22 protein-coding genes, 1 tRNA gene and 4 pseudogenes are annotated in these 25,417 nt (G+C 50.9%); 19 read left to right on the top strand and 8 right to left on the bottom strand.

The features are described 5' to 3' along the window. The first annotated feature begins 2 nt into the window (after positions 1-2). Genes nqrE through nqrM form a run of 4 tightly spaced genes read left to right on the top strand, consistent with a single transcriptional unit; the run spans position 3 to position 3,106 of the window. Positions 3-599, top strand: a complete 597-nt coding sequence (gene nqrE / locus ACJ8KE_RS13485) for an NADH:ubiquinone reductase (Na(+)-transporting) subunit E (protein ID WP_004930235.1) — start codon at positions 3-5, stop codon at positions 597-599. Between the two features lie 15 nt (positions 600-614). Then, entirely contained in the window at positions 615-1,838 is a 1,224-nt protein-coding gene (gene nqrF / locus ACJ8KE_RS13480) for an NADH:ubiquinone reductase (Na(+)-transporting) subunit F (RefSeq protein ID WP_028127828.1), read from the top strand. Continuing rightward, a complete protein-coding gene (locus ACJ8KE_RS13475; RefSeq protein WP_161544416.1) occupies positions 1,822-2,871 on the top strand; it encodes an FAD:protein FMN transferase in 1,050 nt (349 codons plus the stop codon). The genes nqrF and ACJ8KE_RS13475 overlap by 17 nt, the downstream gene beginning before the upstream one ends. Before the next feature lie 7 nt (positions 2,872-2,878). Next, a complete protein-coding gene (nqrM, locus tag ACJ8KE_RS13470) occupies positions 2,879-3,106 on the top strand; it encodes a (Na+)-NQR maturation NqrM (RefSeq protein ID WP_016928987.1) in 228 nt (75 codons plus the stop codon). Positions 3,107-3,138: 32 nt separating this feature from the next. Here nqrM and ACJ8KE_RS13465 read toward each other — a convergent pair whose 3' ends face one another. Beyond that, entirely contained in the window at positions 3,139-3,360 is a 222-nt protein-coding gene (locus ACJ8KE_RS13465) for a hypothetical protein (RefSeq protein ID WP_110146710.1), read from the bottom strand. A 216-nt stretch (positions 3,361-3,576) separates the two neighbouring features. Here ACJ8KE_RS13465 and ACJ8KE_RS13460 point away from each other — a divergent pair, with 216 nt between their 5' ends. Together ACJ8KE_RS13460 and ACJ8KE_RS13455 are read left to right on the top strand one after the other, a co-directional pair. Then, the gene (locus ACJ8KE_RS13460; protein WP_016928984.1) at positions 3,577-4,110 is read left to right on the top strand and encodes a hypothetical protein; all 534 of its coding nucleotides are present in this window, start codon (positions 3,577-3,579) and stop codon (positions 4,108-4,110) included. Positions 4,111-4,114: 4 nt separating this feature from the next. After that, positions 4,115-4,534 carry a putative T6SS immunity periplasmic lipoprotein gene (locus ACJ8KE_RS13455; RefSeq protein WP_016928983.1) on the top strand — a complete coding sequence of 140 codons (420 nt, stop codon included), beginning with the start codon at positions 4,115-4,117 and terminating at the stop codon, positions 4,532-4,534. 65 nt (positions 4,535-4,599) lie between these two features. On the opposite strand, the gene ACJ8KE_RS13450 is transcribed toward ACJ8KE_RS13455, so the two are convergent. After that, positions 4,600-5,493, bottom strand: coding sequence for a glycerophosphodiester phosphodiesterase family protein (locus ACJ8KE_RS13450; protein ID WP_079450826.1), 894 nt, complete (start codon positions 5,491-5,493; stop codon positions 4,600-4,602). Between the two features lie 183 nt (positions 5,494-5,676). Here ACJ8KE_RS13450 and dinB point away from each other — a divergent pair, with 183 nt between their 5' ends. Continuing rightward, positions 5,677-6,738, top strand: a complete 1,062-nt coding sequence (gene dinB, locus ACJ8KE_RS13445; RefSeq protein WP_016928981.1) for a DNA polymerase IV — start codon at positions 5,677-5,679, stop codon at positions 6,736-6,738. Positions 6,739-6,780: 42 nt separating this feature from the next. Here the strand turns inward: dinB and pepD are convergent, their stop codons facing one another. Then, on the bottom strand, positions 6,781-8,241 hold the full coding sequence (gene pepD, locus ACJ8KE_RS13440) for a beta-Ala-His dipeptidase (RefSeq protein WP_274985227.1): 1,461 nt from the start codon (positions 8,239-8,241) through the stop codon (positions 6,781-6,783). Between the two features lie 339 nt (positions 8,242-8,580). Here pepD and gpt point away from each other — a divergent pair, with 339 nt between their 5' ends. From gpt to ACJ8KE_RS13405, 7 genes and pseudogenes are all read left to right on the top strand, one after another. After that, on the top strand, positions 8,581-9,039 hold the full coding sequence (gpt, locus tag ACJ8KE_RS13435) for a xanthine phosphoribosyltransferase (protein ID WP_004930253.1): 459 nt from the start codon (positions 8,581-8,583) through the stop codon (positions 9,037-9,039). Positions 9,040-9,342: 303 nt separating this feature from the next. After that, on the top strand, positions 9,343-10,590 hold the full coding sequence (frsA, locus tag ACJ8KE_RS13430; protein ID WP_442517270.1) for an esterase FrsA: 1,248 nt from the start codon (positions 9,343-9,345) through the stop codon (positions 10,588-10,590). Between the two features lie 60 nt (positions 10,591-10,650). Continuing rightward, a complete protein-coding gene (gene crl, locus ACJ8KE_RS13425; RefSeq protein ID WP_033641981.1) occupies positions 10,651-11,052 on the top strand; it encodes a sigma factor-binding protein Crl in 402 nt (133 codons plus the stop codon). Between the two features lie 238 nt (positions 11,053-11,290). After that, positions 11,291-12,394: a glutamate 5-kinase gene (gene proB / locus ACJ8KE_RS13420; RefSeq protein WP_015376738.1), complete on the top strand. Its 1,104-nt coding sequence runs from the start codon at positions 11,291-11,293 to the stop codon at positions 12,392-12,394. A 9-nt stretch (positions 12,395-12,403) separates the two neighbouring features. Continuing rightward, on the top strand, positions 12,404-13,657 hold the full coding sequence (gene proA / locus ACJ8KE_RS13415) for a glutamate-5-semialdehyde dehydrogenase (RefSeq protein WP_016928977.1): 1,254 nt from the start codon (positions 12,404-12,406) through the stop codon (positions 13,655-13,657). A gap of 191 nt (positions 13,658-13,848) precedes the next feature. Further along, a tRNA-Thr gene (locus ACJ8KE_RS13410) sits at positions 13,849-13,924 on the top strand. A 175-nt stretch (positions 13,925-14,099) separates the two neighbouring features. Then, positions 14,100-14,582: pseudogene (locus ACJ8KE_RS13405) on the top strand (tyrosine-type recombinase/integrase); the annotation flags it as partial. Positions 14,583-14,775: 193 nt separating this feature from the next. Here ACJ8KE_RS13405 and ACJ8KE_RS13400 read toward each other — a convergent pair. Further along, positions 14,776-16,896, bottom strand: coding sequence for an endonuclease NucS domain-containing protein (locus ACJ8KE_RS13400; RefSeq protein ID WP_442517269.1), 2,121 nt, complete (start codon positions 16,894-16,896; stop codon positions 14,776-14,778). A gap of 198 nt (positions 16,897-17,094) precedes the next feature. Continuing rightward, a pseudogene (gene mobQ, locus ACJ8KE_RS13395) lies at positions 17,095-18,483 on the bottom strand (MobQ family relaxase). 558 nt (positions 18,484-19,041) lie between these two features. Here mobQ and ACJ8KE_RS13390 point away from each other — a divergent pair. The 3 genes and pseudogenes from ACJ8KE_RS13390 to traD all read left to right on the top strand — a co-directional run bounded on the left by ACJ8KE_RS13390 (position 19,042) and on the right by traD (position 20,396). Beyond that, entirely contained in the window at positions 19,042-19,695 is a 654-nt protein-coding gene (locus tag ACJ8KE_RS13390) for a hypothetical protein (RefSeq protein ID WP_442517268.1), read from the top strand. Positions 19,696-19,864: 169 nt separating this feature from the next. Further along, positions 19,865-20,122: pseudogene (locus tag ACJ8KE_RS13385) on the top strand (hypothetical protein). A gap of 100 nt (positions 20,123-20,222) precedes the next feature. Continuing rightward, a complete protein-coding gene (traD, locus tag ACJ8KE_RS13380) occupies positions 20,223-20,396 on the top strand; it encodes a conjugal transfer protein TraD (protein WP_442517281.1) in 174 nt (57 codons plus the stop codon). 291 nt (positions 20,397-20,687) lie between these two features. Here traD and ACJ8KE_RS13375 read toward each other — a convergent pair. Further along, positions 20,688-20,932 (bottom strand): annotated as a pseudogene (locus ACJ8KE_RS13375) (integrase core domain-containing protein); the annotation flags it as partial. Between the two features lie 20 nt (positions 20,933-20,952). Beyond that, positions 20,953-22,395: a hypothetical protein gene (locus ACJ8KE_RS13370; RefSeq protein ID WP_442517267.1), complete on the bottom strand. Its 1,443-nt coding sequence runs from the start codon at positions 22,393-22,395 to the stop codon at positions 20,953-20,955. A 620-nt stretch (positions 22,396-23,015) separates the two neighbouring features. Between ACJ8KE_RS13370 and ACJ8KE_RS13365 the strand changes: the two genes are divergently transcribed. Next, entirely contained in the window at positions 23,016-23,234 is a 219-nt protein-coding gene (locus tag ACJ8KE_RS13365) for a TM2 domain-containing protein (protein ID WP_015376761.1), read from the top strand. 50 nt (positions 23,235-23,284) lie between these two features. Here ACJ8KE_RS13365 and ACJ8KE_RS13360 read toward each other — a convergent pair whose 3' ends face one another. Next, positions 23,285-23,815 (bottom strand): hypothetical protein, encoded by a 531-nt coding sequence (locus ACJ8KE_RS13360; RefSeq protein WP_016928948.1) that lies wholly within the window; start codon positions 23,813-23,815, stop codon positions 23,285-23,287. Between the two features lie 485 nt (positions 23,816-24,300). Between ACJ8KE_RS13360 and ACJ8KE_RS13355 the strand changes: the two genes are divergently transcribed. Continuing rightward, the gene (locus ACJ8KE_RS13355; RefSeq protein WP_442517266.1) at positions 24,301-25,416 is read left to right on the top strand and encodes a hypothetical protein; all 1,116 of its coding nucleotides are present in this window, start codon (positions 24,301-24,303) and stop codon (positions 25,414-25,416) included. The last annotated feature ends 1 nt before the right edge of the window (position 25,417 follow it).

Raw genomic sequence — 25,417 nt, 5'->3', positions numbered from 1 at the left:
CGATGGAACACTATATCAGCCTGTTTGTGCGCGCGGTGTTCGTTGAGAACATGGCGCTGGCGTTCTTCCTCGGGATGTGCACCTTCCTGGCGGTGTCGAAGAAGGTCTCGACCGCCTTTGGCCTGGGCATCGCGGTGACCATCGTGCTCGGCATTTCGGTGCCGGTGAACAACCTGGTCTACAACCTGATCCTGCGCGACGGCGCGCTGGTGGAAGGCGTCGATCTGAGCTTCCTCAACTTCATCACCTTCATCGGCGTGATTGCGGCGCTGGTGCAGATTCTGGAGATGATCCTCGATCGTTTCTTCCCGTCGCTGTATAACGCGCTCGGCATCTTCCTGCCGCTCATCACCGTGAACTGCGCCATCTTCGGCGGCGTGTCCTTCATGGTGCAGCGCGACTACAACTTCGCCGAATCGGTGGTGTACGGCTTTGGTTCCGGCACCGGCTGGATGCTGGCGATCGTCGCCATGGCGGGGATCCGCGAAAAACTCAAGTATGCCAACGTGCCGGCAGGGCTGCGCGGCCTGGGCATTACCTTTATCACCACCGGACTGATGGCGCTGGGCTTCATGTCCTTCTCCGGTGTTCAGTTGTAAAGGCGGGAAGAATTTATGGAAATTATTTTAGGCGTAGCAATGTTCACCGCCATCGTGATGGTGCTGGTGTTGCTGATCCTGTTCGCCAAGTCGAAGCTGGTGAATACCGGCGACATCGCGGTGGAAATCAACGGCGATCTGGATAAGAGCTTCCATGCGCCGGCGGGCGACAAGCTGCTCAACATGCTCTCCAGCCAGGGGATTTTCGTCTCCTCGGCCTGTGGCGGCGGCGGTTCCTGCGGCCAGTGCCGGGTGGTGATCAAAGAGGGCGGCGGCGATATCCTGCCGACCGAGCTCTCGCACATCAACAAGCGCGAAGCGAAAGAGGGTTGTCGCCTGGCGTGCCAGGTGAACGTGAAGCAGAACCTGAAGATCGAACTGCCGGAAGAGATCTTCGGCGTGAAGAAATGGGAGTGCGAGGTTATCTCCAACGATAACAAAGCGACCTTTATCAAAGAGCTGAAGCTGAAGATCCCCGATGGCGAAGACGTGCCGTTCCGCGCGGGCGGCTTCATCCAGATCGAAGCGCCGGCGCACGACATCAGCTACGCTGACTTCGACGTGCCGCAGGAGTATCGCGGCGACTGGGACAAGTTCAACCTGTTCCGCTACCGCTCGACGGTGAACGACACCACGGTGCGCGCCTACTCGATGGCCAACTACCCGGAAGAAAAGGGCATCATCATGCTCAACGTGCGTATCGCCACGCCGCCGCCGAACAATCCGGACGTGCCGCCGGGCATCATGTCTTCCTATATCTGGTCGCTGAAGCCGGGCGACAAGGTGACCATCTCCGGGCCGTTCGGCGAGTTCTTCGCCAAGGACACCGACGCCGAAATGATCTTCATCGGCGGCGGCGCAGGCATGGCGCCGATGCGCTCGCACATCTTCGATCAGCTCAAGCGTCTGAACTCGAAGCGCAAGATCACTTTCTGGTACGGCGCGCGTTCGCTGCGCGAGATGTTCTATGAAGACGATTTCAACCAGCTGCAGGCGGAGAACGAAAACTTCACCTGGCACGTGGCGCTGTCGGATCCGCAGCCGGAAGATAACTGGACCGGCTACACCGGCTTTATCCATAATGTTCTGCTGGAGAACTACCTGAAGAACCACCCAGCGCCGGAAGACTGCGAGTTTTACATGTGCGGGCCGCCGATGATGAACGCCGCGGTGATCAAGATGCTCAAAGATCTGGGCGTCGAAGACGAAAACATCATGCTGGATGACTTTGGTGGCTAAATTGCGCGCATTGGCGACGAAGAACTGGCTGACGGGCGTGGCGCTGAGCGCCACCCTGCTGCTGACCGGCTGCGGGCCGGAACAGGTGGATCTGACGGGTAAAACCATGGGCACCTCGTATTCGATCCGTTACGTGGCCGGCGACAATACGCCGTCGGCGCGCGAGATGCAGGCGGAGATCGACAAACGGCTGGAACAGGTGAACGATCAGATGTCCACCTACCGGCCGGATTCCGAGCTCAGCCGCTTCAACGCCAGCCGCGACATTGACCGGCCGTTCCCGGTTTCGCCGGCCACCGCCGAAGTGGTGCGCGAAGCGCTGCGCATCAATCGCGTCACCGATGGCGCGCTGGACGTGACCGTCGGGCCGCTGGTCAACCTGTGGGGCTTCGGCCCGGAAGGGCGGCCGGATAAGGTGCCGAGCGAGGCGGAGCTGGCGCACCGCCGCGCCTGGACCGGCGCCGATAAACTGGCGGTGCAGGGCAGCGCGCTGGTGAAAAGCATCCCTGAGCTGTACGTCGATCTGTCGTCGATCGCCAAAGGGTATGGCGTGGACGTGGTGGCGGAGTATCTGCAATCGCAACACGTGAAAGACTACATGGTGGATATCGGCGGTGAAGTTCGCACCCGCGGGCGCAACGGCGAGCAAAAGCCGTGGCGCATCGCCATCGAGCGCCCGACCGCCGGCGCGCAGCAGCAGGCGCAGCTGGTGATCCAACCGGGGGAGATGTCGATCGCCACCTCGGGTGACTATCGCAACTACTTCGAGCAGGACGGGGTGCGCTATTCGCACACCATCGATCCGATCACCGGGCGCCCGATCCATCATCGGCTGGTGTCGATCACCGTGCTGAGCCCGACCTGCATGACCGCCGACGGCCTGTCCACCGGCCTGAACGTGATGGGGCCGGAGCGCGGCATGGCGCTGGCCAACCTGCTCGGCATCCCGGTGTTCATGATCGTGAAAACCGCCGACGGCTTTGAGGAGCGTTATTCAGACGCGTTCAAGCCCTATCTGAAAAAGCGTTCGTGAGGTTGCTATGTTGACGGTATTCGCCGCTACCTTCGTGTTGTTTCTGCTGATCGTCGGCGGCATGTCGCTGGGCTATGTGTTCAAACGCAAAAGCCTGCAGGGCAGCTGCGGCGGCATCACCGCGCTGGGCATGGAGAAAGTCTGCGACTGCCCGGAGCCGTGCGATGCGCGCAAAAAGCGCGAAGCCAAAGCGGCGCAGCGGCGCGAGCAGTTGGAAAAGCACCGCATTCTGTAGCGAAGTGAAAGCCCGGCCCTGGCCGGGTTTTTTTATTTGGGGGCGTTATTTGATTTTGAATAGGCCAGGTTGCCGAGTACACCGTCCATGAAACAGCATAACACTAGGTCAATCGCCAGCAACTCGAAGTTAGCCGACATCTGATCCTCGCCCTCAACGTGGCCAATAATCCAGTCTGAGAGAAAGGGAAAAGCCAGGAGCATGAGGCCGATACCTATTATCGCACCGGCAATAATTGCTGCTATTCGTTTCATATCACCTGCCAGAACCAGACTTCTTTTGATTTAACGAAATCGCTAAAACGCCCATCGTAATCTTTAATCTTGCTCAGGATTAAATCGTAAGGTTGATACATCTCTCATTTTAGAATTATTCGGATATTCCTGATATTTATCATTAGGTTAGTTTGTTGACTTGATTGGTTAAAATGTCGTCTCATTAGGTTTCTTTTGGATTTAGGGAGTTCCAGGATGGGACAACAACAAGAAGGGATAAAACGGGGGTTAACGGTGGGTGAAATTAATTTGGCCCGTTCCGTGTTTGGCAGGTCAGTTTTCTATGAAAAAGTGTTTGTTCACTGCGATAGCTATCTGCCGTTTGGGCTGCAAGCCAACAGAACGGCGATGGCACCCAACGGAGAAGTCTGGTTTAGACAAGCCTTATATAAGGCTGATTTTTCCACGGCCGCTGCAGGTTTCCAGCATGTATTTATCCACGAAATGAGCCATGTCTGGCAGCACCAAAAAGGCATGTGGGTGAGAACCCGAGGGTTATTGAGTTGGGCTGCTGAATACAAATATCGACTCGATGGTAAACAGCTGTTGCATAACTACTCCATGGAACAGCAGGCTTCAATCATCGCTGATTATTGGTTCCTGAAGAAGTATGGTTACACTATCTGGCTGGGTGCGATTAACAATGGCGTGAATTTTCAGGGCGTAACGGATAAAACGATCGCCAGAAAATACGAATATGCGCTTTCTCAGTTTCTTAAGCAGAGGTAACAGGATGAACCGCATTATTTTGGCTGGAACGCTAACTTTGTTGCTCGTCGGCTGCATGCACATGAACGATCCGAGGCCAAAAAACTACGCGGCCAACGTCACTGTCGTTGATAACCACGTTTGTGTGCGGGTTCAACCTGAAGGGGACGAACGCTTGGCCGGCGTCATTATCGAAGAAATCGGCAACGCCAATGCTATCTTCGGCAAGCACTTCGCGGATAACGAGATGCCTGCGGTCACCGCGGCTACGTGCATTCCCGACGATAACTATAAATTCGAAGGCGGGAAGTCTTACGGGATATCGGTGACGCTGTTGTCGCGGGATAAACGAAGTAAAGGTCTTGAGCCTGCCGCCCGGCTATTCGGTGCTGGGTTTAGTGTTCGCTATGAAAATAGCACCATCCAGGTGGTTCCTGCTCGCTAACGGATATTGAAAGCCATACGGGCATAAGGCGGGATGACGAACCGCCTTATGCCGTAACCGGTGATTTATTTCGCCTTGCGGAAACTTTTCGCCTCGGCCGGCGAGTTGACCATCACGCCGTCGGCGCCCAGCGCCAGCGCCTGCTGATACGCCTGCGGCGTGTTGACGCCGAACAGAATGATGTGCGCCGGGCCCTGCGAGCGGAAACAATCCATCGACTCTTTATCCCAGGTCAGAAACGCCTTCGACCGCCCTTCGCCGAGGGTGTACTTCTCCACCACTTCCACCTCGCGCTTCAGCTCCAGCCCGTACCAGCGCGGCTGCCGGTTGTCCGGTTTGACATCGCACTGGTGCGCCATGGTGACGTTGGCCAGCAGCGTGCGGGTTTCGTCGCGGCTTTCGAAGCGCGGGACGGCCGGCGGCAGCGCCTGCAGGTATTTGGCGTCGGTAGAGTAGACGCGGGTGCGATTCAGGCTGTCGGTGCTTTCCAGCGTCGCCAGCAGCGCCTGGCCAAACTGCGCCGGATCGGCATCCGGGGATTTGATGTCCAGATAGAAAGTCACGCGCGGAAAGGCCTTCAACACCTCATCCAGCCGCGGAATGCCGATGCCCTGGCCGCGGAACGGATGCGCATCGCCTTTGGCGAACGCCCAGCCGGCATCGGTCTCGGCCAACTGCGCGGCAGTATAGGCAGAAACCGGGCCCTGCCGGTTGGTCAGCGCCTTCAGATCTGAGGGGCGATACAGCACGATGACGCCGTCTTTGGATGCTTGCAGGGTGATCCAAACGGCGTCGGCGCCGTTTTTCAGAGCGGTTTCGATGGCGATGCGGGTGTTCTCCGGCGCATCGGCGGTGCCGCCGCGGTGGGCGACGATCGCCGGCGCGTGACCGGCAGCGCTGGCCGCCAGCGCGCTCAGCGACAGCGCGGAAGCCAGCAGCAAATAAGAAAATCTGATCATGTAGAGTACCTTGTCGTTATCGTTATGGTGAGCCGCACGGGATGGCGGAAATCATACTATTGAAAAATTAAGCTTTTTTAACAACGCGGAAATATCTGGCGGAAACGGCGCTTTCATCGAAGCCTGCGGCCTTGAGCTTTCGGTATCTGACTGTATACTTATACAGTATTACTGGAGGGTGCGATGCGTAAAATCATTCATGTCGATATGGACTGCTTCTTCGCGGCGGTGGAAATGCGCGACGATCCCAGCCTGCGCGATATCCCGCTGGCGATTGGCGGCAGCGCCGATCGGCGCGGGGTGATCAGCACCGCCAACTACCCGGCGCGGCGCTACGGCGTGCATAGCGCCATGTCCACGGCGATGGCGCTCAAGCTATGTCCGCATCTCACCCTGCTGCCGGGGCGCATGGCGGCCTACAAAGAGGCTTCGCAACACATCCGTGAAATCTTCGCCCGCTACACCCCGTTGATCGAGCCGCTGTCGCTCGATGAAGCCTATCTCGACGTGACCGACAGCCCGCAATGCAATGGCTCGGCGACGCTGATCGCCCAGGAGATCCGTCAGGCGATCGCCGACGAGCTGAACCTCACCGCCTCGGCCGGCATCGCGCCAATCAAGTTTCTCGCCAAAATCGCCTCCGAGATGAACAAGCCGAACGGGCAATACGTGATCACGCCGGCGCAGGTACCGGCGTTTTTGCAGCAGCTGCCGCTCAGCAAGATCCCCGGCGTCGGCAAGGTGACCGCCAAGCGGCTGGAAGAGGTGGGGCTCATCACCTGCGCCGACGTGCAGCAATACGATTTGGCGCAGTTGCTCAAGCGTTTCGGCAAGTTCGGCCGGGTGCTGTGGGAGCGGTGTCAGGGCATCGATCGGCGCGAAATCTCGGCGGAGCGGCTGCGTAAATCGGTGGGGGTGGAGCGCACGTTGGCGGAAGACATTCACGATTGGGAAGACTGCGAAACGCTGATTATCGACAAACTCTACCCCGAGCTGGAGATGCGGCTGCGCAAGGTGAAGCCGGATCTGCACATCGCCCGGCAAGGCGTGAAGCTGAAGTTTCAGGATTTTCAGCAAACCACTCAGGAACACGTGTTCCCGGTGCTGAACCGGCAGGATTTGCTGGAGGTGGCGCGGCAGGCGTGGCGCGAGCGGCGAGAAGGGCGCGGCGTGCGGCTGGTGGGGCTGCATGTGACGCTGCTCGATCCGCAGCTGGAGCGGCAGTTGGCGCTACCTTGGGAATAAAAAAGCCGGCAAGTCGCCGGCTTTTTGCGTTAAGCGCGCAGATTACGAGCGTTCAGGGATCGCTTTCAGCAACGAGGTCAGCAGCTTCCAGTACAGACCGACGCTTTCGATATGCACCTGCTCATCCGGCGAGTGCGGGCCGGTGATGGTTGGCCCGATCGATACCATGTCCATGTTTGGATACGGCTTTTTGAACAGACCGCATTCCAGGCCGGCGTGGATCACCATGATGTTCGGCGTCTTGTTGAACAGATCCTGATACAGCTCGCGCACCAGGTGCATCACCGGCGAGTCGGCGTCCGGCTGCCAGCCCGGGTAGCCGCCCTTCGGCGCCACTTTGGCGCCGGCCAGCTGGCCCAGCGCGGTCAGCATCTCGACCACGTAGTCTTTGCCGCTGTCGATCAGGGAGCGGATCAGGCAGATGATTTCCGCTTCGTTTTCGCTGGTGGTGACCACCCCGACGTTCAGCGAGGTTTCCACCACGCCTTTGACCGCGTCGCTCATGCGGATCACGCCGTTCGGCGTGCCGTTCAGCAGCGCCAGGAAGCGTTGCTGGCTGTCGGCGCTCAGCGCCTGCGAAGCGCTGTTGGCCGGCTCCAGCAGCACGGTGATGTTCTTCTCTTTGGCGGAGAGTTCGTTCTGCAGCACGGCCAGGAACTCCTGGCTCAGCGCTTTCAGCGCGTCGGCTTTGTCCGCCGGCACCGCTACCACCGCGGAGGCTTCACGCGGGATGGCATTGCGCAGGGTGCCGCCGTTCAGGTCCAGCACGCGCAGGTTCAGCGCCGCCGCATGGGCGAACAGGAAGCGCGCCAGCAGTTTGTTGGCGTTGCCCAGCCCGACGTGGATCTCGGCGCCGGAGTGGCCGCCTTTCAGGCCCTTGAGGGTCAGCTTCAGGGTTTGGTAACCGGCCGGCACCGCTTCGCGCTGCAGCGGCAGGGTGGTGATGAAGTCGATGCCGCCGGCGCAACCCATGTAGATTTCGCCTTCTTCTTCGGAATCGGTATTGATCAGGATGTCCGCCTGCAGCCAGTTCGGCTGCAGCCCGAAGGCGCCGTCCATGCCGGCTTCTTCGGTCATGGTCAGCAGCACTTCCAGCGGGCCGTGCTCAACGCTGTCGTCGGCCAGCACCGCCAGGGCGGAGGCCATGCCGATGCCGTTGTCGGCGCCCAGCGTGGTGCCGCGCGCTTTCACCCACTCGCCGGCGATATAAGGCTGGATCGGATCCTTGGCGAAGTCGTGCACGGTGTCGTTATTCTTTTGCGGCACCATGTCCAGGTGCGCCTGCAGCGCGACCGGCTTGCGGTTTTCCATGCCTTTGGTGGCCGGCTTGCGCAGCAGGATATTGCCGACCCGATCGCGCTCAGCGTGCAGGTTCTTTTCTTTGGCCCAGGTGAGGATGTGCTGCGCCAGCGCTTCTTCATGATAAGAAGGGTGCGGGATAGAACAGATCTTGGCGAAAATATCCCACAGCGGCTGTGGCGAAAGCTGAGACAATTCAGACACTATAAGTCTCCTGTGACGGCAGGCTCCGACAGGACGGGCGTGCCGCGCGGTTAAGGTGAGCGGGTATCTGTGCGTCGTGGCACGATCGTCAGAGAATATCACTTTATTTCCGGCGGTGCGCCCCCCGTATTGTGCGGTTTAAGCGCTTGATCACACGGCTTCGCGGCGGGAACGCTCGCTTTTTCAGCATCAATCACCGAAAAGCCGCCCGGCGGAAATCGCGAGGTTTTCCTCGGTACAGCTGGAATTCAACGCGGCCAGTCTCTATAATCTCGCGCAACCTTTTTTCCCCTGAACTATAAAGTAAGCCGCTTCACCAACCGGCTGGGACACGATTCTATGAGCGAAAAATACGTTGTTACCTGGGATATGCTGCAAATACATGCACGCAAGCTGGCGCACCGCCTGCTGCCTGCCGACAAATGGACCGGCATCATTGCCGTCAGCCGCGGCGGCCTGGTGCCGGCGGGCCTGCTGGCGCGCGAGCTGGGCATCCGCTATGTGGATACCGTCTGCATTTCCAGCTATGACCATGACAACCAGCGCGAAATGAAAGTGCTCAAGCGCGCCGAAGGCGACGGTGAAGGCTTCATCGTGGTGGACGATCTGGTGGATACCGGCGGCACCGCAAAAGCGATTCGCGACATGTACCCGAAAGCGCATTTCGTCACCATCTTCGCCAAGCCGGCGGGCCGTCCGCTGGTGGACGACTACGTGATCGACATCCCGCAGGACACCTGGATTGAGCAGCCGTGGGACATGGGTGTCAGCTTCGTTCCCCCTATCGGCGGTCGCTAAGCCCAGCCAGTTCCAAGTCAACGCCCGGTTATGCCGGGCGTTTGTTTAATGATAAACGTGATGGCGTTGTCAGGCTTACCGAAGGCAAGATATAAAAAATAAGGAAAATCAATTTATTGATTTTCGGCCGTTGACCACAAAGGAGGAAAAACCACGCTTTTTCCTCCTTTGTCAGCCGCCTGACGCCCGGTTATGCCGGGCGTTTGCGTTATCTTGGTTTATCCCGCCAGAGTTAGGTACACTACCTCCAGTTAAGTAGGCCTGTTGCGGCCTATCGCCAGATTTACGGAGGCTGTTGTTACCATGGCACAGGCCAACCTTTCTGAAATTCTTTTCAAGCCCAAATTCAAACACCCTGAAACCTCGACGCTGGTGCTGCGCGCGCGCAACAAAGTGAGCGCCGCCATGCATTCCGCGTTGGAAGGCGACACCACCGGCAGCTGGTACCGCATGCTGAATCCGCTGCTGTGGGCCTGGCGCGGCGTCAGCCCGATCGAAATCCACGAAGTGCTGGCGCGCATCGCCGCCTCGGACGCCGAGCGCAGCAATCCGCAGCGGCTGGATACCGTGGTGGGCTACCGCAACGGCAACTGGATCTACGAGTGGAGCCATCAGGGCATGCAGTGGCAGCAGCGGGCGACGGAGCAGCAGGATCCGCTGCTCGGCGGCGAGTACTGGCTGAAGGCCGCGAGCCTGTACAGCATCGCCGGCTACCCGCATCTGAAGGGCGACGAGTTGGCTGAACAGGCGGAGATGCTCGCCAACCGCGCTTATGAAGAGGCGGCGCTGCTGTTGCCGTATCAGTTGAAAGAGCTGGAGTTCCGCATCGAAGGCGGCGGTTGCGTCACCGGTTTCCTGCACATGCCCGAGAAGGGCGAAGCGCCGTTCCCGACGGTGCTGATGTGCGGCAGTCTCGATACGCTGCAGACTGACTATCATCGCCTGTTCCGCGACTACCTGGCGCCGCACGGCATCGCCATGCTGACGCTCGACATGCCGTCGATAGGTTCCTCCTGCAAATGGAAGCTGACGCAGGACTCCAGCTACCTGCACCAACAAGTGTTGATCCAGCTGGCCTCGGTGCCGTGGGTGGATCATCAGCGGGTGAGCGCCTTCGGCTTCCGCTTCGGCGCCAACGTGGCGGTGCGGCTGGCCTATCTGGAGCCGCAGCGGCTGCGCGGCGTGGCCTGCCTGGGGCCGGTGGTGCATCGCCTGCTGTGCGACAGCAGCACCCAGCTGAACGTGCCGGACATGTATATGGACGTGCTGGCCAGCCGCATGGGCATGGCCAATGCCTCCGACAACGTGCTGAAAGTGGAGTTGAACAGCTACTCGCTGAAAATGCAGGGGTTGCTGGGGCGCCGTTGCCCGACGCCGATGATCTCCGGCTACTGGGAGCGCGATACGCTTAGCCCGAAAGAAGAGTCGCAGCTGATCGTCACTTCCTCGGTGAGCGGCAAGCTGGTCGCCATCCCGCGCACCCCGGTTTACGACAGCTTCCACCGGGCGTTGCTGCAGATGTCCGGTTGGCTGAGGGACAAAATGCGTTAATTAGTTGCTAAATTTTAACAGTTTGTTAAAAAGAGTGGTCTACATTGAGGAGGTTAGAGAATGACGTTACCGAGTGGTCACCCTAAAAGCCGACTAATGAAACGTTTTGCCAGCTTGGGGCCGTACCTGCGTGAAGGGCAATGTGAAAACGACCGTTTTTTCTTTGATTGTTTGGCCGTCTGCGTCAATGTAAAGCCCGCTCCGGAGAAGCGTGAGTTCTGGGGCTGGTGGATGGAGCTGCAGGCGGAAGAGGCGCGCTTCACCTATTCGTACCAATTCGGCCTGTTCGACAAGGAAGGCGACTGGACGGCGCAAAACATTAAGGATGATGAAGTGAGTGCCAAGCTGGAAGACACCCTGCGCGACTTCCATCGCCGCCTCGGCGAACTGCTGGCGACCATGGAGCTGGGGCTGGAACCCGCCGACGATTTCAAAGAAAAACTGATCAAACTCTCCGCCTGACCCCGTTTGACCACGTATTGTGCTGATTTCGCGTTGTGCCTGTTGGCATAACGCGTCTCTCCTGTTACAAAGACCTTTGCACCCTTATTCTCATCATACCCTATAGCTTTCGAGTTGCGGCTAGGCGCAAGCGCAGGAATCCCCAGGAGCTTACTGAGGTAAGTGACTGGGGTGAGTGCGTGCAGCCAACAACGCTGCAGCTTGAAAGATGACGGGTATATTACACGGCAGAAATACTATGAACGGCAGCCAGACATTGGTTGTGAAATTGGGCACCAGCGTGTTGACCGGCGGATCGCTGCGTCTGAACCGCGCCCACATCGTCGAATTGGTGCGCCAGTGCGCGCAGCAACACGCCGCGGGCCACCGCATCGTCATCGTCACCTCCGGCGCCATCGCCGCCGGGCGCGAACACCTGGGCTACCCCGAGCTGCCCGCCACCATCGCCTCCAAGCAGCTGCTGGCGGCGGTGGGGCAGAGCCGGCTGATCCAGCTGTGGGAACAGCTGTTCTCCATTTACGGCATCCACGTCGGGCAGATGCTGCTGACGCGCGCCGATCTGGAAGACCGCGAGCGCTTCCTCAACGCGCGCGACACCATGACGGCGCTGCTGGACAACCGCATCGTGCCGGTAATCAATGAGAACGACGCCGTCGCCACCGCCGAAATCAAGGTGGGCGACAACGATAACCTGTCGGCGCTGGCGGCCATTCTGGCCGGGGCCGACAAACTGCTGCTGCTGACCGATCAGCAGGGCCTCTACACCGCGGATCCGCGCAACAACCCGCAGGCCGAACTGATCCGTGAAGTGCACGGCATCGACGACGCGCTGCGCGCTATCGCCGGCGACAGCGTCTCCGGCCTGGGCACCGGCGGCATGGGCACCAAGCTGCAGGCGGCCGACGTGGCCTGCCGCGCCGGCATCGACGTGGTGATCGCCGCGGGCAGCAAGCCGGGCGTGGTGGCGGACGTGATCGAAGGCAAACCGGTGGGCACCCGTTTCCACGCGCTGGAAACCCCGCTGGAAAATCGCAAGCGCTGGATCTTCGGCGCGCCGCCGGCCGGTGAGATCACCGTCGACGACGGCGCGGTGGAAGCGATGATGGCGCGCGGCAGCTCGCTGTTGCCGAAGGGCATCCGCGAAGTGAAGGGCGATTTCTCGCGCGGCGAAGTGATCCGCATCCGCAACCTGGCGGGGCGCGATCTGGCGCACGGCGTCAGCCGCTATAACAGCGATGCGATGCGCATGATCGCCGGGCACCACTCGCAGGAAATCAGCGAGATCCTCGGTTACGAATACGGTCCGGTGGCAGTGCACCGCGACGATATGATTGTCAGTTAAGGAGTGAGCATGCTGGAGCAGATGGGGAAGGCCGCCAAGCAGGCCTCCTGGCAGCTGGCGGTGCTGAGCACGGCGAAGAAGAATCAGGTGCTGTCGGTGATGGCCGACATGCTGGAAGCCAACAGTGAAGCGATCCTGCTGGCGAACGAACAAGACATGGCGCAGGCGCGCGCCACCGGCATGAGCGAAGCGCTGCTCGATCGCCTGCTGCTGACCCCGGCGCGGTTGGCGGCGATCGCCAACGACGTGCGCCAGGTGTGCCGCCTGAACGATCCGGTCGGCCACGTGCTGGACGGCAACCTGCTGGACAGCGGGCTGAAGCTGGAGCGCCGCCGGGTGCCTCTCGGCGTGATCGGCGTGATTTACGAGGCGCGGCCGAACGTCACCATCGACGTCGCCAGCCTGTGCCTGAAGACCGGCAACGCGGTGATCCTGCGCGGCGGGAAAGAGACACACAACACCAACCAGGCGACGGTGAAAGTGATCCAGCAGGCGCTGGAACAGTGCGGCCTGCCGGCGGCGGCGGTGCAGGCGATCGACAGCCCGGATCGCGCGCTGGTGAACGAACTGCTGCGCCTGGATCGCTATGTCGACATGCTGATCCCACGTGGCGGCGCCGGCCTGCACAAGCTGTGCCGCGAGCAATCGACCATTCCGGTGATCACCGGCGGCATCGGCGTGTGCCACACCTACGTGGATGCCGATGTCGATTTCGACAAGGCGCTGACGGTGATTGAAAACGCCAAGATCCAGCGCCCGAGCGCCTGTAACTCGCTGGAGACGCTGCTGGTGAACCGCAGCATCGCCGCCGAGTTCCTGCCGGCGCTGAGCGCCAAAATGGCGGCGGCGGGCGTGACGCTGCACGCGGCGGAAAACGCGCTGCCGCTGCTGCAGGGCGGCCCGGCGACGGTGGTGCCGGTGAATGCGGAGGATTACGACGACGAATGGCTGTCGCTGGATCTGAACGTGCTGCTGGTGGACGATATCGATCAGGCCATCGACCACATCCGCACCCACGGCACCAACCACTCCGACGCGATCCTCACCCGCTCGCTCAGCAGCGCCGAGCACTTCGTGCGCGCGGTGGACTCCTCGGCGGTGTACGTTAACGCCAGCACTCGCTTCACCGACGGCGGCCAGTTCGGCCTGGGCGCGGAAGTGGCGGTGAGCACCCAGAAACTGCACGCCCGCGGCCCGATGGGCCTGGACGCGCTGACCACCTACAAGTGGATTGGCTACGGCGACGATCTGGTGCGCAGCTAAGGCCGGATTGCGGTAATAAAGAGGTCAGGGCGCAGCATGCTGCGCCCTGATTGTTTTTGGAAAAGGGGGACTGCACGACAGTCTGGTTGCTTGCAAAACAACCAAACGCCCCGGCGGGCTATTGACTCATTTCGCGCGCAGGTCTACCTTGTTCAACGCACTTCCGGCTTGCCCCGCAGGCCCGACTCGATGCCGATATAGCTCAGTTGGTAGAGCAGCGCATTCGTAATGCGAAGGTCGTAGGTTCGACTCCTATTATCGGCACCATCCTACCTATTTTAACGTCTCCCTAAGTCTACTTAAACACCCTTTAAACCCTTATAATACGCGGTTTCACGGCCCTTATTGTCTCTGCTCGTCTACTCACGTTCACAGAAATCTACGGTGAGTTGGGGGTATCGGTGGGGGCATATCGTGTTCGGTCTAGAGGAGATGCCCCCAAATGAAGCTCAATGCCAGATAGGTAGAGACTGCCAAGCCAAAAGATAAACCCTACAAGTTAGCGGATGGTGGGGGCATGTATCTGGAGGTGTTCTCGAACGGCACTAAAAGCTGGCGCATGAAATACCGCATCGCAGGTAAAGAAAAACGTGTGGTGTTTGGCGTCTACCCGACCATTACCTTAGCCGATGCCAGAAGCAAAAGAGATGAGGCTAAAAAGCTGCTGGTTAATGGCGTTGATCCGAGTGCGTTTAAGCAAGAAAGCAAACAAGCCCACATCAAAGAAGTAAAAAACACTTTTCAGCAAATTGCGCTCGAATGGCACAGCATGAAAGTGAAGAAATGCTCAGCGGGTTATGCCTCTGACATTCCTGAAGTGTTCAACAAAGACGTCATCCCGTTCATTGGTCAACGTCCTGTTGCAGACATCAAGCCGTTGGAACTGCTAAACGTGTTTAAAAAGATGGAAGACAGGGGAGCTACCATTTTTTGTTTGTAAGCCTTTATTGGTATATCATTTATTGCCAGAGCTACAGTCGGCCTACCTATAGCCGCTGTCGCTAGGTTTATTACTGGCACGGTTCTCTTTCATTATAATGTTTTTTAGGCGAAGAATGTAGTATGTAATTCTGAAAAATAGGCCATATTTCGCATTGAAATTATGACCCGATAATAAACTATAAATCAGTTTTTATTCCTATGCTTTCCATTATTGAAGATGTTATTTCTTTGTTTTTATCAAGATCCATATTGCAAAGCTCTGTAAGTTCATTCAATCCAGCAAATTGGGTGTGAAAAAAAATATCTTCTTCATGGGGTGTTATATTGATTTCCATTATCCCATTTGAATGAATGATGGGATTTTCTATTTTTACAAAACACAAGTATAGTATTTTCAAAATATTGATAGGGGAATTGGGATTGAGAAAGAAAAACAAATAGCTTATTTCGGTATTGACCTTTCTCAAAAAATCCTTAACCTCATCAATCATAAATAACTCATTATCATTATCATATCCATTGATGGATATATCTACTTTTCCTTGAAAATAACGCATTGCAGAAAATGATGATGTTGCAAAAGTCATGAAATCATGAATTTTTGATAAATCTCCGGCTTCAACTTCAGACCTTTCAATTATTATGTGCGTATCAATATCTGGAGCTGAGAAGATATTACCCTGATCAAAAAATGATATCTCACTTATCAAATTATTTACTAAATCATGATTTCTTTCTGTAAATTCAAGGAAGTTATCAAGAATGCTCTTAATATTCTCACTTCTCCACTTGTTATTAATTAGAGAGTATTTTTTATCATTAACAATATCATGGAAAAAACTCATATAGCATAAGCCAGCATCATCTAAAATTTCTTCGTCTCGTTCATCTGACCCTCCCCATGTCATCGTGAAAATTAGACTGGATATATTGCCATCATAGTATTTCTCTATTAATTCATCGAATGAAAAGCTCTCGCTTGTATTTTGTAAACATCCATAAAAGTTTTTTATATTATTATTGTCTCGATCTTTCAATGACAATAAATAATATGGAAGGTAAATGCCATCCTCAATACCATGTTTAATGGTGTAATAAATTGAAAATAATGCTGTACGAGGATGGTGAATATCAATTTGAATGAATGAGTCAGGGTGGTTTTTTTCTAACTCATTAATTATTTGCAGTATTTGATTCTGCCATGCCTGATTAGTCTCGAGTAATGATTGAATATCTTCTTTTAAAATGCTTAATTGTTTTGTATCACTAATGCTAATCTCACATTTTAACTTATGATATGAATTCCCCTTGTTTCCTTTCAACTCATTTAAAATGGTTTCATCTGTTAGGTTTTTATTTAAAGAAAAAAAACCTTCTCTGATTATTTTTTCAAATAAAATATATTGCGTATTGAAATATAATGAAAATTTTGCTGTCCCACCTATCTCAATATCATCATAGTGTGTGCCTTCGAGATCTAAAGTGTATTCATATAAATAATCAGATTTTTCATCTTCATCTAAATCTGAGATAGATACTAATACATCATTATAAGTTTCCTCAGATTTAGTTAATTTGATTATATCTAATTGTTCTTCTGAAGAAATAGCCTGTATAGATAAGAATACTATATGTGAATATAATTCAGTTTCATGATCAATAAAATCCATATTGCTAAATTTTGCCATTTCTTTTAGTACAGCTATCCGTCTTTCTTTCGATGGAGATGGTATAGGTTTTTCTGTGTTAAAAACAGTTAGTAAAAAATGGTTTATCCCAGATTTTTCGAATATTTTTTTTATCGATGAGATTCCTTTATTTAAACTAATTTTGTCCTTATACCAATAGACAGTATAGTATGGCGATATAAATCTCCCTTTGTTATAACTTAGTGGTTCAATGCTTTCCGTGGTTATATTTTTACCATCAAGGTTGATTTTTACTCCTTGTAAAGAAAATGGACTCTTATGGACTAGGTGTGAGAATGGGACTAATAATTCATTCCATTCAGTAGATGCAATGATTATTCTTATTTCACCATCAGTTGCTCCGAAGTGTGACTTTATTCCTTCTGCGTATTTTATTACTTCGTGTAAAGCTTGTCTGGCAGTTTGATTGCTTCTTTTTAGTTCGATTATTACGTGATTGTTATTTTTATCTTTTGCGTATATGTCAATAAATCCTCTCGTGCCAATCGTATTTGGTATGTATTTTTCTTTTTCAATCACTGTTAGATCATGACTAATGATTTCTATTTTATTATATATTAAGTCTCTTAAATCACTTTCGATAATCATAAGTGCCTCTGTAGTAATTCTAGTTGGGTATTGTTTTTTTGCAAGGTAATTATAATTATCATGTCAAAAAAATCAAGTTGATTACTGGTAAACTGTTATTTATACAAAGTTAAGAATTTGAGTGATAATTATCTATAATGGTCATAAATTTTGTTGGCAATATTTTTTATTATTAAATACAATCTTAATTGTGATTTTTTAAATGTTGAATTTTATTTTGTTTAACTCCGATGGCTTCAATGATGAATGATTCCTGCTTCTTTCTAATACTGGTGGTGGAGCAGGTGTATGGTCTAGATCATTATCGACCATGTGCTGCTCTTCTTTAGGAGGATTCGGGAAGCGTCTAATCTCATACTTGGTTGGTCTGTAAGTATCACTGTTAAACCTGAGTCGTTTTTTATGTTCAGAACGTGAAACATAGACCCCCTGAACTTCGTCAAAGACATAGTTTTCGACAATACGTTTATCATGTTCGCCATCAACGGAAACAGGTACTGGTTTCTCCTTGACCCAGACAAAATTTCCCTTAAAGAATGTCACTACCAGTAAGGTAAAGCGTTTAAAAAGACTTTCCTTCTGTGGTTTAACCTGCTTTCTCTTAGATTTAACAGGAGCGCGTTTAATTGCACCGAGTGTTGAGAGGAAGTAGTTTTCAATTTAGTGCGTGAATGAGGATTAGGGGCAACCAGAACAGACTTTTGGCCAGTAGATGATACTGATTGTGAGCCTGTATCGGTTAAGATAATTTCTACTGGCTCAGACAGTTCAGTTACCGTGAAACTGTTGAGGTCTACCACAATCTGCAGATCTAAATCTTTAAAGGTATGATATGTGGCTACAGCTTCCTGTTTCATTTCATCACGAACAGCCTGTTCCGCTGCACGCTGCTTCTTAGCGCTTCCGCTGTTCCACTTAGCACGATGAACACGCTGCATAGCTGGTCGGCAGGTTAACGTAGCCTTGGCAAGCCATAACGCTTTTTCCTCAACGTCTAAGGTGATCGTGGCGTTTTCGAGTGCTTCATTGTATTGGGTATGAATAGAGCTGTGATCAATACGCTCATTGCTGCCAGCAACAGTAAGATAGCGATTGGCAATCTACGTTTTTCTTGTCGTTCCAGCTTTTTTCTTTTTTACCGAAGCCATCAGCGGTTATCGGTTTTAATGCCAATATCACATGCGCATGGGGATTATTACCATCAAGATCGTGAAATGCGATATCGGCAATCATGCCCTTATCAACGAAATTTGCCTGGCAGTATTCAACAACCAATTTTATCTTGTCTTCATTGCTAAGTTCACAGGGAATAGCTACATAAAAATAACGAGCTGTTTGACCATCTTTCTGACGCTCAACCCTTTCAACTTCATTCCACAAAGTGGTTGGGTTTTCGATAATATGAGCAGGTGCGGAAACTGGTGCTAATATCTGATGATGGAATAAATCTGTTTTGTGGCTGAAATCGTAGGTATTGCCAGTACGATAATCTGTTATTCTGCAACGCGCATGGTAGGCAGCCTTCCTACAGGAAGACATGCCTTCAGAAAGTTTCACAATTTTAAACTCCAGATGAAAAATCGTCATTTAAAAAATACCCTCAAATATCGCTATGTTGCTGTTAGTTTTTCGCAAGAAAAACTCTATGTATTGACCTTGGTTTTTATTTTAGCCTGCGGCAGGCAACCGTCGGTAGACCCCACACGCTCACGAAGTGAGTGTATAAGTGGGCATTGTTTTTTCTAACAATGTAAAACCCTCTACTTAATTAATACGAAATATATGAATGCCTGTAAAACAAAATGCCGAATTAAGCGGCGCAATCTTGATGAAAGGGCGAAGTATTCCGCAATATTACATAGATGGGTTTTATGTAATGTCCGAATGACAATGGTGGTTTTAACTTACCCCGCCGTAAGGTGGAGTAAGTTAAAACAGAGGCATAGTAGCATTTATCGGTATTTTTCTCTGTTGCACAACTCTCTGGTTACGATGTAAACTTAGGATGGAGACGCGACAGGTGAAATAAAAAACTAATAAATAAAAATAAGTAACGCAGCGAGTATTAGACAAAAAATTAGTAATGGCTGTTCTGGAGTGTTGTTGTATTTACTTTGAATAATATTAATGTAAGGTGATTTTAAAGTGAATTTCTTTAAACGAGATGATGGTGTTTTAGACGTAATTACAAAAATAATTACTGTTGTTAGTTTTATTTTTGGTATCTGGATCTATTTTCACACAATACACCCTGTATTTCAAAAAGAGTCGGAATTGCAAGATTTAAGGAAAGAGAAAGTAAATATTCAAACTGACAATGAAAGACTGGGCAAGGAAACTGCAAAAATAAAAAATGATTTGCACGTTCAAACAGAAAAAATCAAAGATCTAAATGAGAGGGCGGGTAATTTATCATTAGAAATTGAATCTAAAAACTCTGAGTTGGCATCTATAAACGAGAAATTAGAAACAGCACATAGTGAGGCTGTTTTGAGTAAGTTGAATTTGATAATGGATAAAATAATTTCTGCATATTTAATTTCTATTGCACAAGGTAAAAATAAAGAGTTCAATGTTATTGAATATTCTCATGGCTTAATAGAAATTCATGATCGAGCTAGGGAATTAAATGTATACGATAAAGAGGTATACTCTTATTTTGTTAAGTATCTTGATGAAAATAAAGGCAGGAAGTTTATAACGGATGAGGAAATATTTTCTTATGCTGTCATGATTCCATATCATTATAAGATGAGTAAGCATCTAATTAATACTAAAGGAATCGAAAAACATAAATAATGCTCAGCAAAGAACGATAATTTGAACCGATGCTAACATGACTCTAGCCCCTCTTGGGGGCTATTACGTTTACGGGTTTTTAACTAGGTTTATTTCTTAGAAAATTAATTCCCTTTTGTATTGATAATTATTTTAATTGAATTATACATTAAAAGTATTAGGGGGTTTAATGTATAAAAATAACGATGAAGCCATTGATTGGGAAGCCAAGCGACTTCTTGATGATGGTATCTATACCGATACAGAATAAACCTATTTAGAAGCCGAAAAAATAGTAATTAATATACGGGAACAAGCAAAACAGCGACAGATTAAACAACAGTTCAAGATAAAAATAAAATCAATCAAGAAAAAAATTGGACAAGATTATGATTATGCTGATGTCCCGTATGCCAACAAGAGAAAACATTGGGGAGAAGATAAATGACAACAAAAACAATCAAACAACAAATTGCTTCAGCACAGGAACGTCTATACTTCTTGGAAGCTAAAAAGAAACAACAAAAAAAGAAAACACACGTAAGAAAATTATTTTCGGTACAGAGGTTGCCAAAGTCTTAGAATGTGATATTAGTTATGTAGATAAAGAATTAGTCTTTGGGGTTTTGCTTAATATGCCCAATATTCATGAGAGTGATGTTGATACCTACAAAGCACAAAGCACAAAGCACAAGGCCAAGCCTATATCGAAAGTGTTTTAAATAAATCCAAGTCCTAATCATGTTTCTCACGTCCGAACGGTGAACCGGCCTAAAACTCGCTTTTAGGTCGGTGAACTGTTGAGCAAGCCCCAGAGGGCGCGGTAGTCAATTTTCGGTATGCTTTCGATACCTGAGATGAAGCAATGGATAAGGACAGCCCTGACTGTCAAATTTGGAGTGTCCAATCTGGTCAAAACCAATGTGCGTGTATTAGCTCAGGCCTAATCTGACAGTTGCTGGTTATTTATACAGGAATCTGTCAGATTACATCTGGGTTAAATTTTTCTTGACTCAGATGAGTGTCCCATCAAGTAACGTTTCCATTGGCGTTCGCCTACAGCACATTTTTACCTGATGGGTGCTTTCATTATTATAGTGAGCCAGCCATTCATCAAAATCCGACTGTAATGTGCCGAGATCTCCGTACAATTTTTGCGGAAGGTCACCTGATAAAACTCCTGCAATATCGTTCGGTGGAACTGCTCGCAGATACTATTTTTATGCGGTGACCTGACTCAGGTTTTCGTATGTTCAATTTAGCCAGCATTGAGTAAATTTAAATGCGTTTGCTGGCGGAGTCTTTTTGTTGAGCATCGATGTGAATAATTTTTGAAACTTTCTTTCCTTCTTTTTCGGCAGCAATTCTGGCTTGCTGAACTTTTTGATATTTGTCTCCGATATAGCCAATATCAACTATTACGAAAAATGCACGTTCAGTGTCATCCCCTTTTTTATAAATTTCAAGCTGTTTTTCATATCCGTGCAATAACTTTCCATTAGACGAGAGTTTTACTTCCACTAATACTTTTTGTTCAAAGCCTTGTGAAAGCTTAAAGTCAACGGGGCCATTTCCTGAGTCGGCTTCAGGACTTATATCTAAGTTGTTTGCTTTACAATATGAATATGCAACAGCAAATAGCAAACGTTGTGCAGCTTTTTCTTTACGTGGCTTTTTATCATCAGCCCACATTTCTTTCCATAACCCTTTGTTTTCAATGAGATCCTTGAATTGATTTAAAATGTCGCTTACAAGATGTTCAACATCATCCAAAGTTAGTTTTTTATTATATCCTGACAGATTAAACGGATATTTCTTGTCTATTGAAGATGCCAATCTTAACCAGAATAATTCACCGTTTCTATCCGCTTTGAAATCGTAGGGCTCTTTTTCTACTTCTTTTATTAATGTTAGCAAATCCTCAAAATATTCTTTTTTCTCTAAAGCTCGACGTTTGGCTTCCTCTTTTTGATTTTTGGTCATAGATGCGAGGAGATTACCAATATTTGTATTGATTCTGTCTCTTAAGTCAGTGTTCTCCTTCATTGTGTGGACAGCACCACTCCAATCTGTAGAAATTGGTAAGTCGCGGACAATATCTTTAGGAACTAATATTAGTGGCTTATTTGTTAATGGATTGTGGGGGGTGTTGTATTTATTCCCTTTAAAAGTGAATTCTTTTGTTGGGATCTTAAGTGTTATGTTTACTCTTTCTGAAAATTTAACTAAGGCATCAAATATTATATTGGTGGTCATGTCACTAATTCGGTCAGCCCCAATGCCTTCTTCAAATAATGACATAACCATGAATAAATCAGGATCATCAATATCCATACTTACAATTTGATGAGCAGTTTTCATCGTATTATTAACAAGCTGAGGTCCAAATCCTGAGCCTTTGGCTGATGAGCCATAACCCAGACATGTCCAGCCTATTTCGGAAAATGAAAATAATTTTTTTGCAGTTCTCCATGCAATATCACTGTCATTATCTATTTTGCATGCACTAAGCAGCTTTATTATTTTTGTGAAAGTGTCGATGTATTTTTGATCTGCATCATCTTTCATTTCTGAATGTTTACTTTCAGGGAGTAGCATTGGGTCAATAAAAAGCAATGTATCTGATTCTAACAGAACATCAACAACATCTAATTGATCAAGTATTGAAGGGGGAATTTTGAAGTAAGATGAAATGGTATCAATTTTCTTGACTGTGCTCATATATAATCCTTTCTCATGTAATATTTAACTTTATAAAACAGAACGAGTCAGATTTAATTTATATATAAATTTTGCTGTGTGGTTTCATTCCTGTTTTCTCCATTTACATAGAATGCAAGAATGTGGACTTGATCACATTATTTTGAACATCTGAGCCTGTGTTGAGTGTTAACAACAACCCTTATATATCAACCTGCTACAGCATGCTCATACTCTGTGGATTTCTTCGTAATGTTAGCACATTTTATTCGTAAGTTCAGGGCATTAAGCTGTCATGTGAGGGATTAGGCAACTTAGTATGACATTTCCATAATGACAAAAAATCCATTGGGGGTATCTTTGGGGGTATCACCAAAGATGAAACAGGTGATTTACATTACTAATCAATCAAATAGTGAATAGGTATTGTTCCTATTATCGCACCATCTCCTCTCCATACTCCCTCTGCTTACCCTTTCGCCGGTTAAACAACCGTTTAATTAATCACTGTTATAATTACCCCTGTTGAGCCTTGATGGGTGAATGTTTTCACCTCAAGCATTGCGATGCGGCGCTCTGCGGGGCGGCATCCGTTTTTTGGACATGCCGGTGGTTCGGTGAGAAGTAAGGAGAAGTGCACTATGAGCAGAAAAGACAAGCTCGCGGCGGCCCTGCTGGCCATCTTCCTGGGTGGGCTGGGCATTCACAAGTTTTACCTGGGGATGAAGTGGTGGGGGCTGTTCTACCTGCTGTTCTGCTGGACGGGGATCCCGGCGATTGTCGGCTTTATCGAAGGCATTATTTATCTGTTCCAGTCGGAAGAGAAGTTCAACCAGAAATATAATCCGGGTCTGATTTAAGGCTTTGCTGGCGGCGCTTCCTGCTAAGGGAAGCGCCGTTTTTCATTCCGTTATTGTTTCTTCATCATCTTGCCGCGCATTTCTTCACTCATCATTTTATTCGAGCTGGAAATTACGCAGTTATATTGCTTGCCTTGGTTAATGATCATAAAGGTGCTGACCGGATTTTTAAAATCCTTGTCGATGGTGAAATAAATATAGGCCTGCGGCAATGCGGCCGGTTTAAAGGCGCCGAAGGCATACACATCCGCCAGGCCCAGCGCGGAGAGATCGACCGTCAGTTCCATGGGCTTCATGGAATCCGGCGATGGGAACATCGATTTGGCCGACATCATCATGCTGCTGCTGTTGATGGTGTAATCGGTTTTAACCTTCATGCCCATATATTTCGATTCCGGCATGGAAAGTTCTTTTTTGCAGGCGGCGTCATGCTGCGGCGCCGGGCTGCCGTTTTCCATCACGGCGTGCACGTGTTCCAGCGTCACTTCTGCGTTGCCGGTGCTAGGTTGCGCATCGGCCGCGTAAGCCGCGCCGCTGAAGGCGACCACAGAGGTAAGGATAATGCCCGTAACGATTTTCATTGTCGATCTCCGGAATGCTAATAATGATATTAATTGCGGTGTGTAGCCTATTGGCCTGATAAAACGCAAAGTGACCCGTTCCGTGGAGATAAAATAGCCTCGGAATTTTTATAATAAATAGCGTGTCACCCACGCGGTGCGCGAGGGTTGTTTAATTATATTGAGAGTCTTTATCTTTTGTTTTTCAGTCTGTTTACCTGCATATAAAGAGTATGTATAAACATAGTCAATGTTTAGAATATGCACAAATTATTGCGGTTTTTTTCACTTTCATTTTTCTATTTTTAACAGGGTTATAAATATTACATTGAGAAACAGGGAGTTGTCTTTTCTACGTTAAAATCACGGAGTGAAGCATTATTTATGTAATCTTCATAGTCACAGAAATAACGCTGAAATTATTATCTTTCTATTTAACGGCTAATTATTCATGGCATAGGCTTCAACCCCTTGCGTTTCCTGCGCTAGAATCAGGCGGTTTTCTCGTGGAAAAGGATATCGTCATGGCCGCCTGGGCGCTTTTGATCGTCGGTTGGGTGTTGATTTGGCAGGATCACCCGGTTTGGGGTGTGCTGTGCATCGCGCTGTTTGCCGTGCTGCAATGGGCGAAGTACGCCGCTAAAAGCGAGCAAGAACCCGAAGAGGCGGCAGAGTGGCGCAAGACCGACTGGCATTCGCAGCCGATTGAAATGGCGCACGCCGGCGACAGCGACCGGCAGATTGGCGGCGTGGGGGAACTGGGCATGGGCGGCCCCAGCTTTTGGACGCTGCTGCTGCGCGACGGGGCGATTGTGCATGGCGCCTGTGCCGCGCCGCAGGACGTGGACGACGGCAAGCTGCGCCTGATCCCGACCCGCGGCCGCGAGGGGGAGGGGCTGACGGTCTATGAGCCTGCTGCCCGGGTGATGTACGCGCTGCCGGCATTGACCGATCGCGAGCAGGACGCGTTGGCCACCGGTTCCGCTAAGGCGCTGGCGCGGCTGCGGGCGACGTGTCGGCAGGTGGAGGCCACGCCGTTGCACCTTGTACGCGGTCTGTGGGTGCCGCAGTGGGTAGCGGATCCGGCGGATCGGCTGGAGATCGCCTTACCCAACGGCCGGATGCTGGCGGCGCGCTCGATGTTGCCGGCGGATCTGCGCCAGGCGGACGATCCTGCCGCGCTGCTGCACACGCCGCCTTATGAGCTGCTGCTGGATAACCGGCCGACCGATCGCTTCGTACGCGATCTCGAACGCGTGGCGGGATCCCCGTCGGGTGACGGCTTGAGCGTCGGCGGCTGCCAGTTCCACGGCGAGCATATCGTCGATGGTCTGTACCATCTGTACTTCGCCGGCGAGTGGTTCAGCCTGCTCTCTTACGCGCATAAACCGGCGGGCGGGCGCGGTTCGGACACCACCTTTTTCGTCGAGCGGGTCGAGCCGCAAGACGGCGGGGTTTTTGTGATTGAATGGGATGCTTACAGCGTGGGGCCCGACGGGCGTGAGCCGCGCGTGCCGGCCCCGCCGGTATTGGTTATCGCGGTGAGTTGGCAGGAAACGCCGCTGCAGTTGCCAACGGCCAACAACCGCGTGACCGTGCGCTTGCCCAACGCCACGGCGTAAG

The organism is Serratia sp. CY56464, from assembly GCF_052168435.1.
Lineage (GTDB): Bacteria > Pseudomonadota > Gammaproteobacteria > Enterobacterales > Enterobacteriaceae > Serratia > Serratia marcescens.
This window is presented reverse-complemented; position numbering and strand designations above follow the sequence as displayed.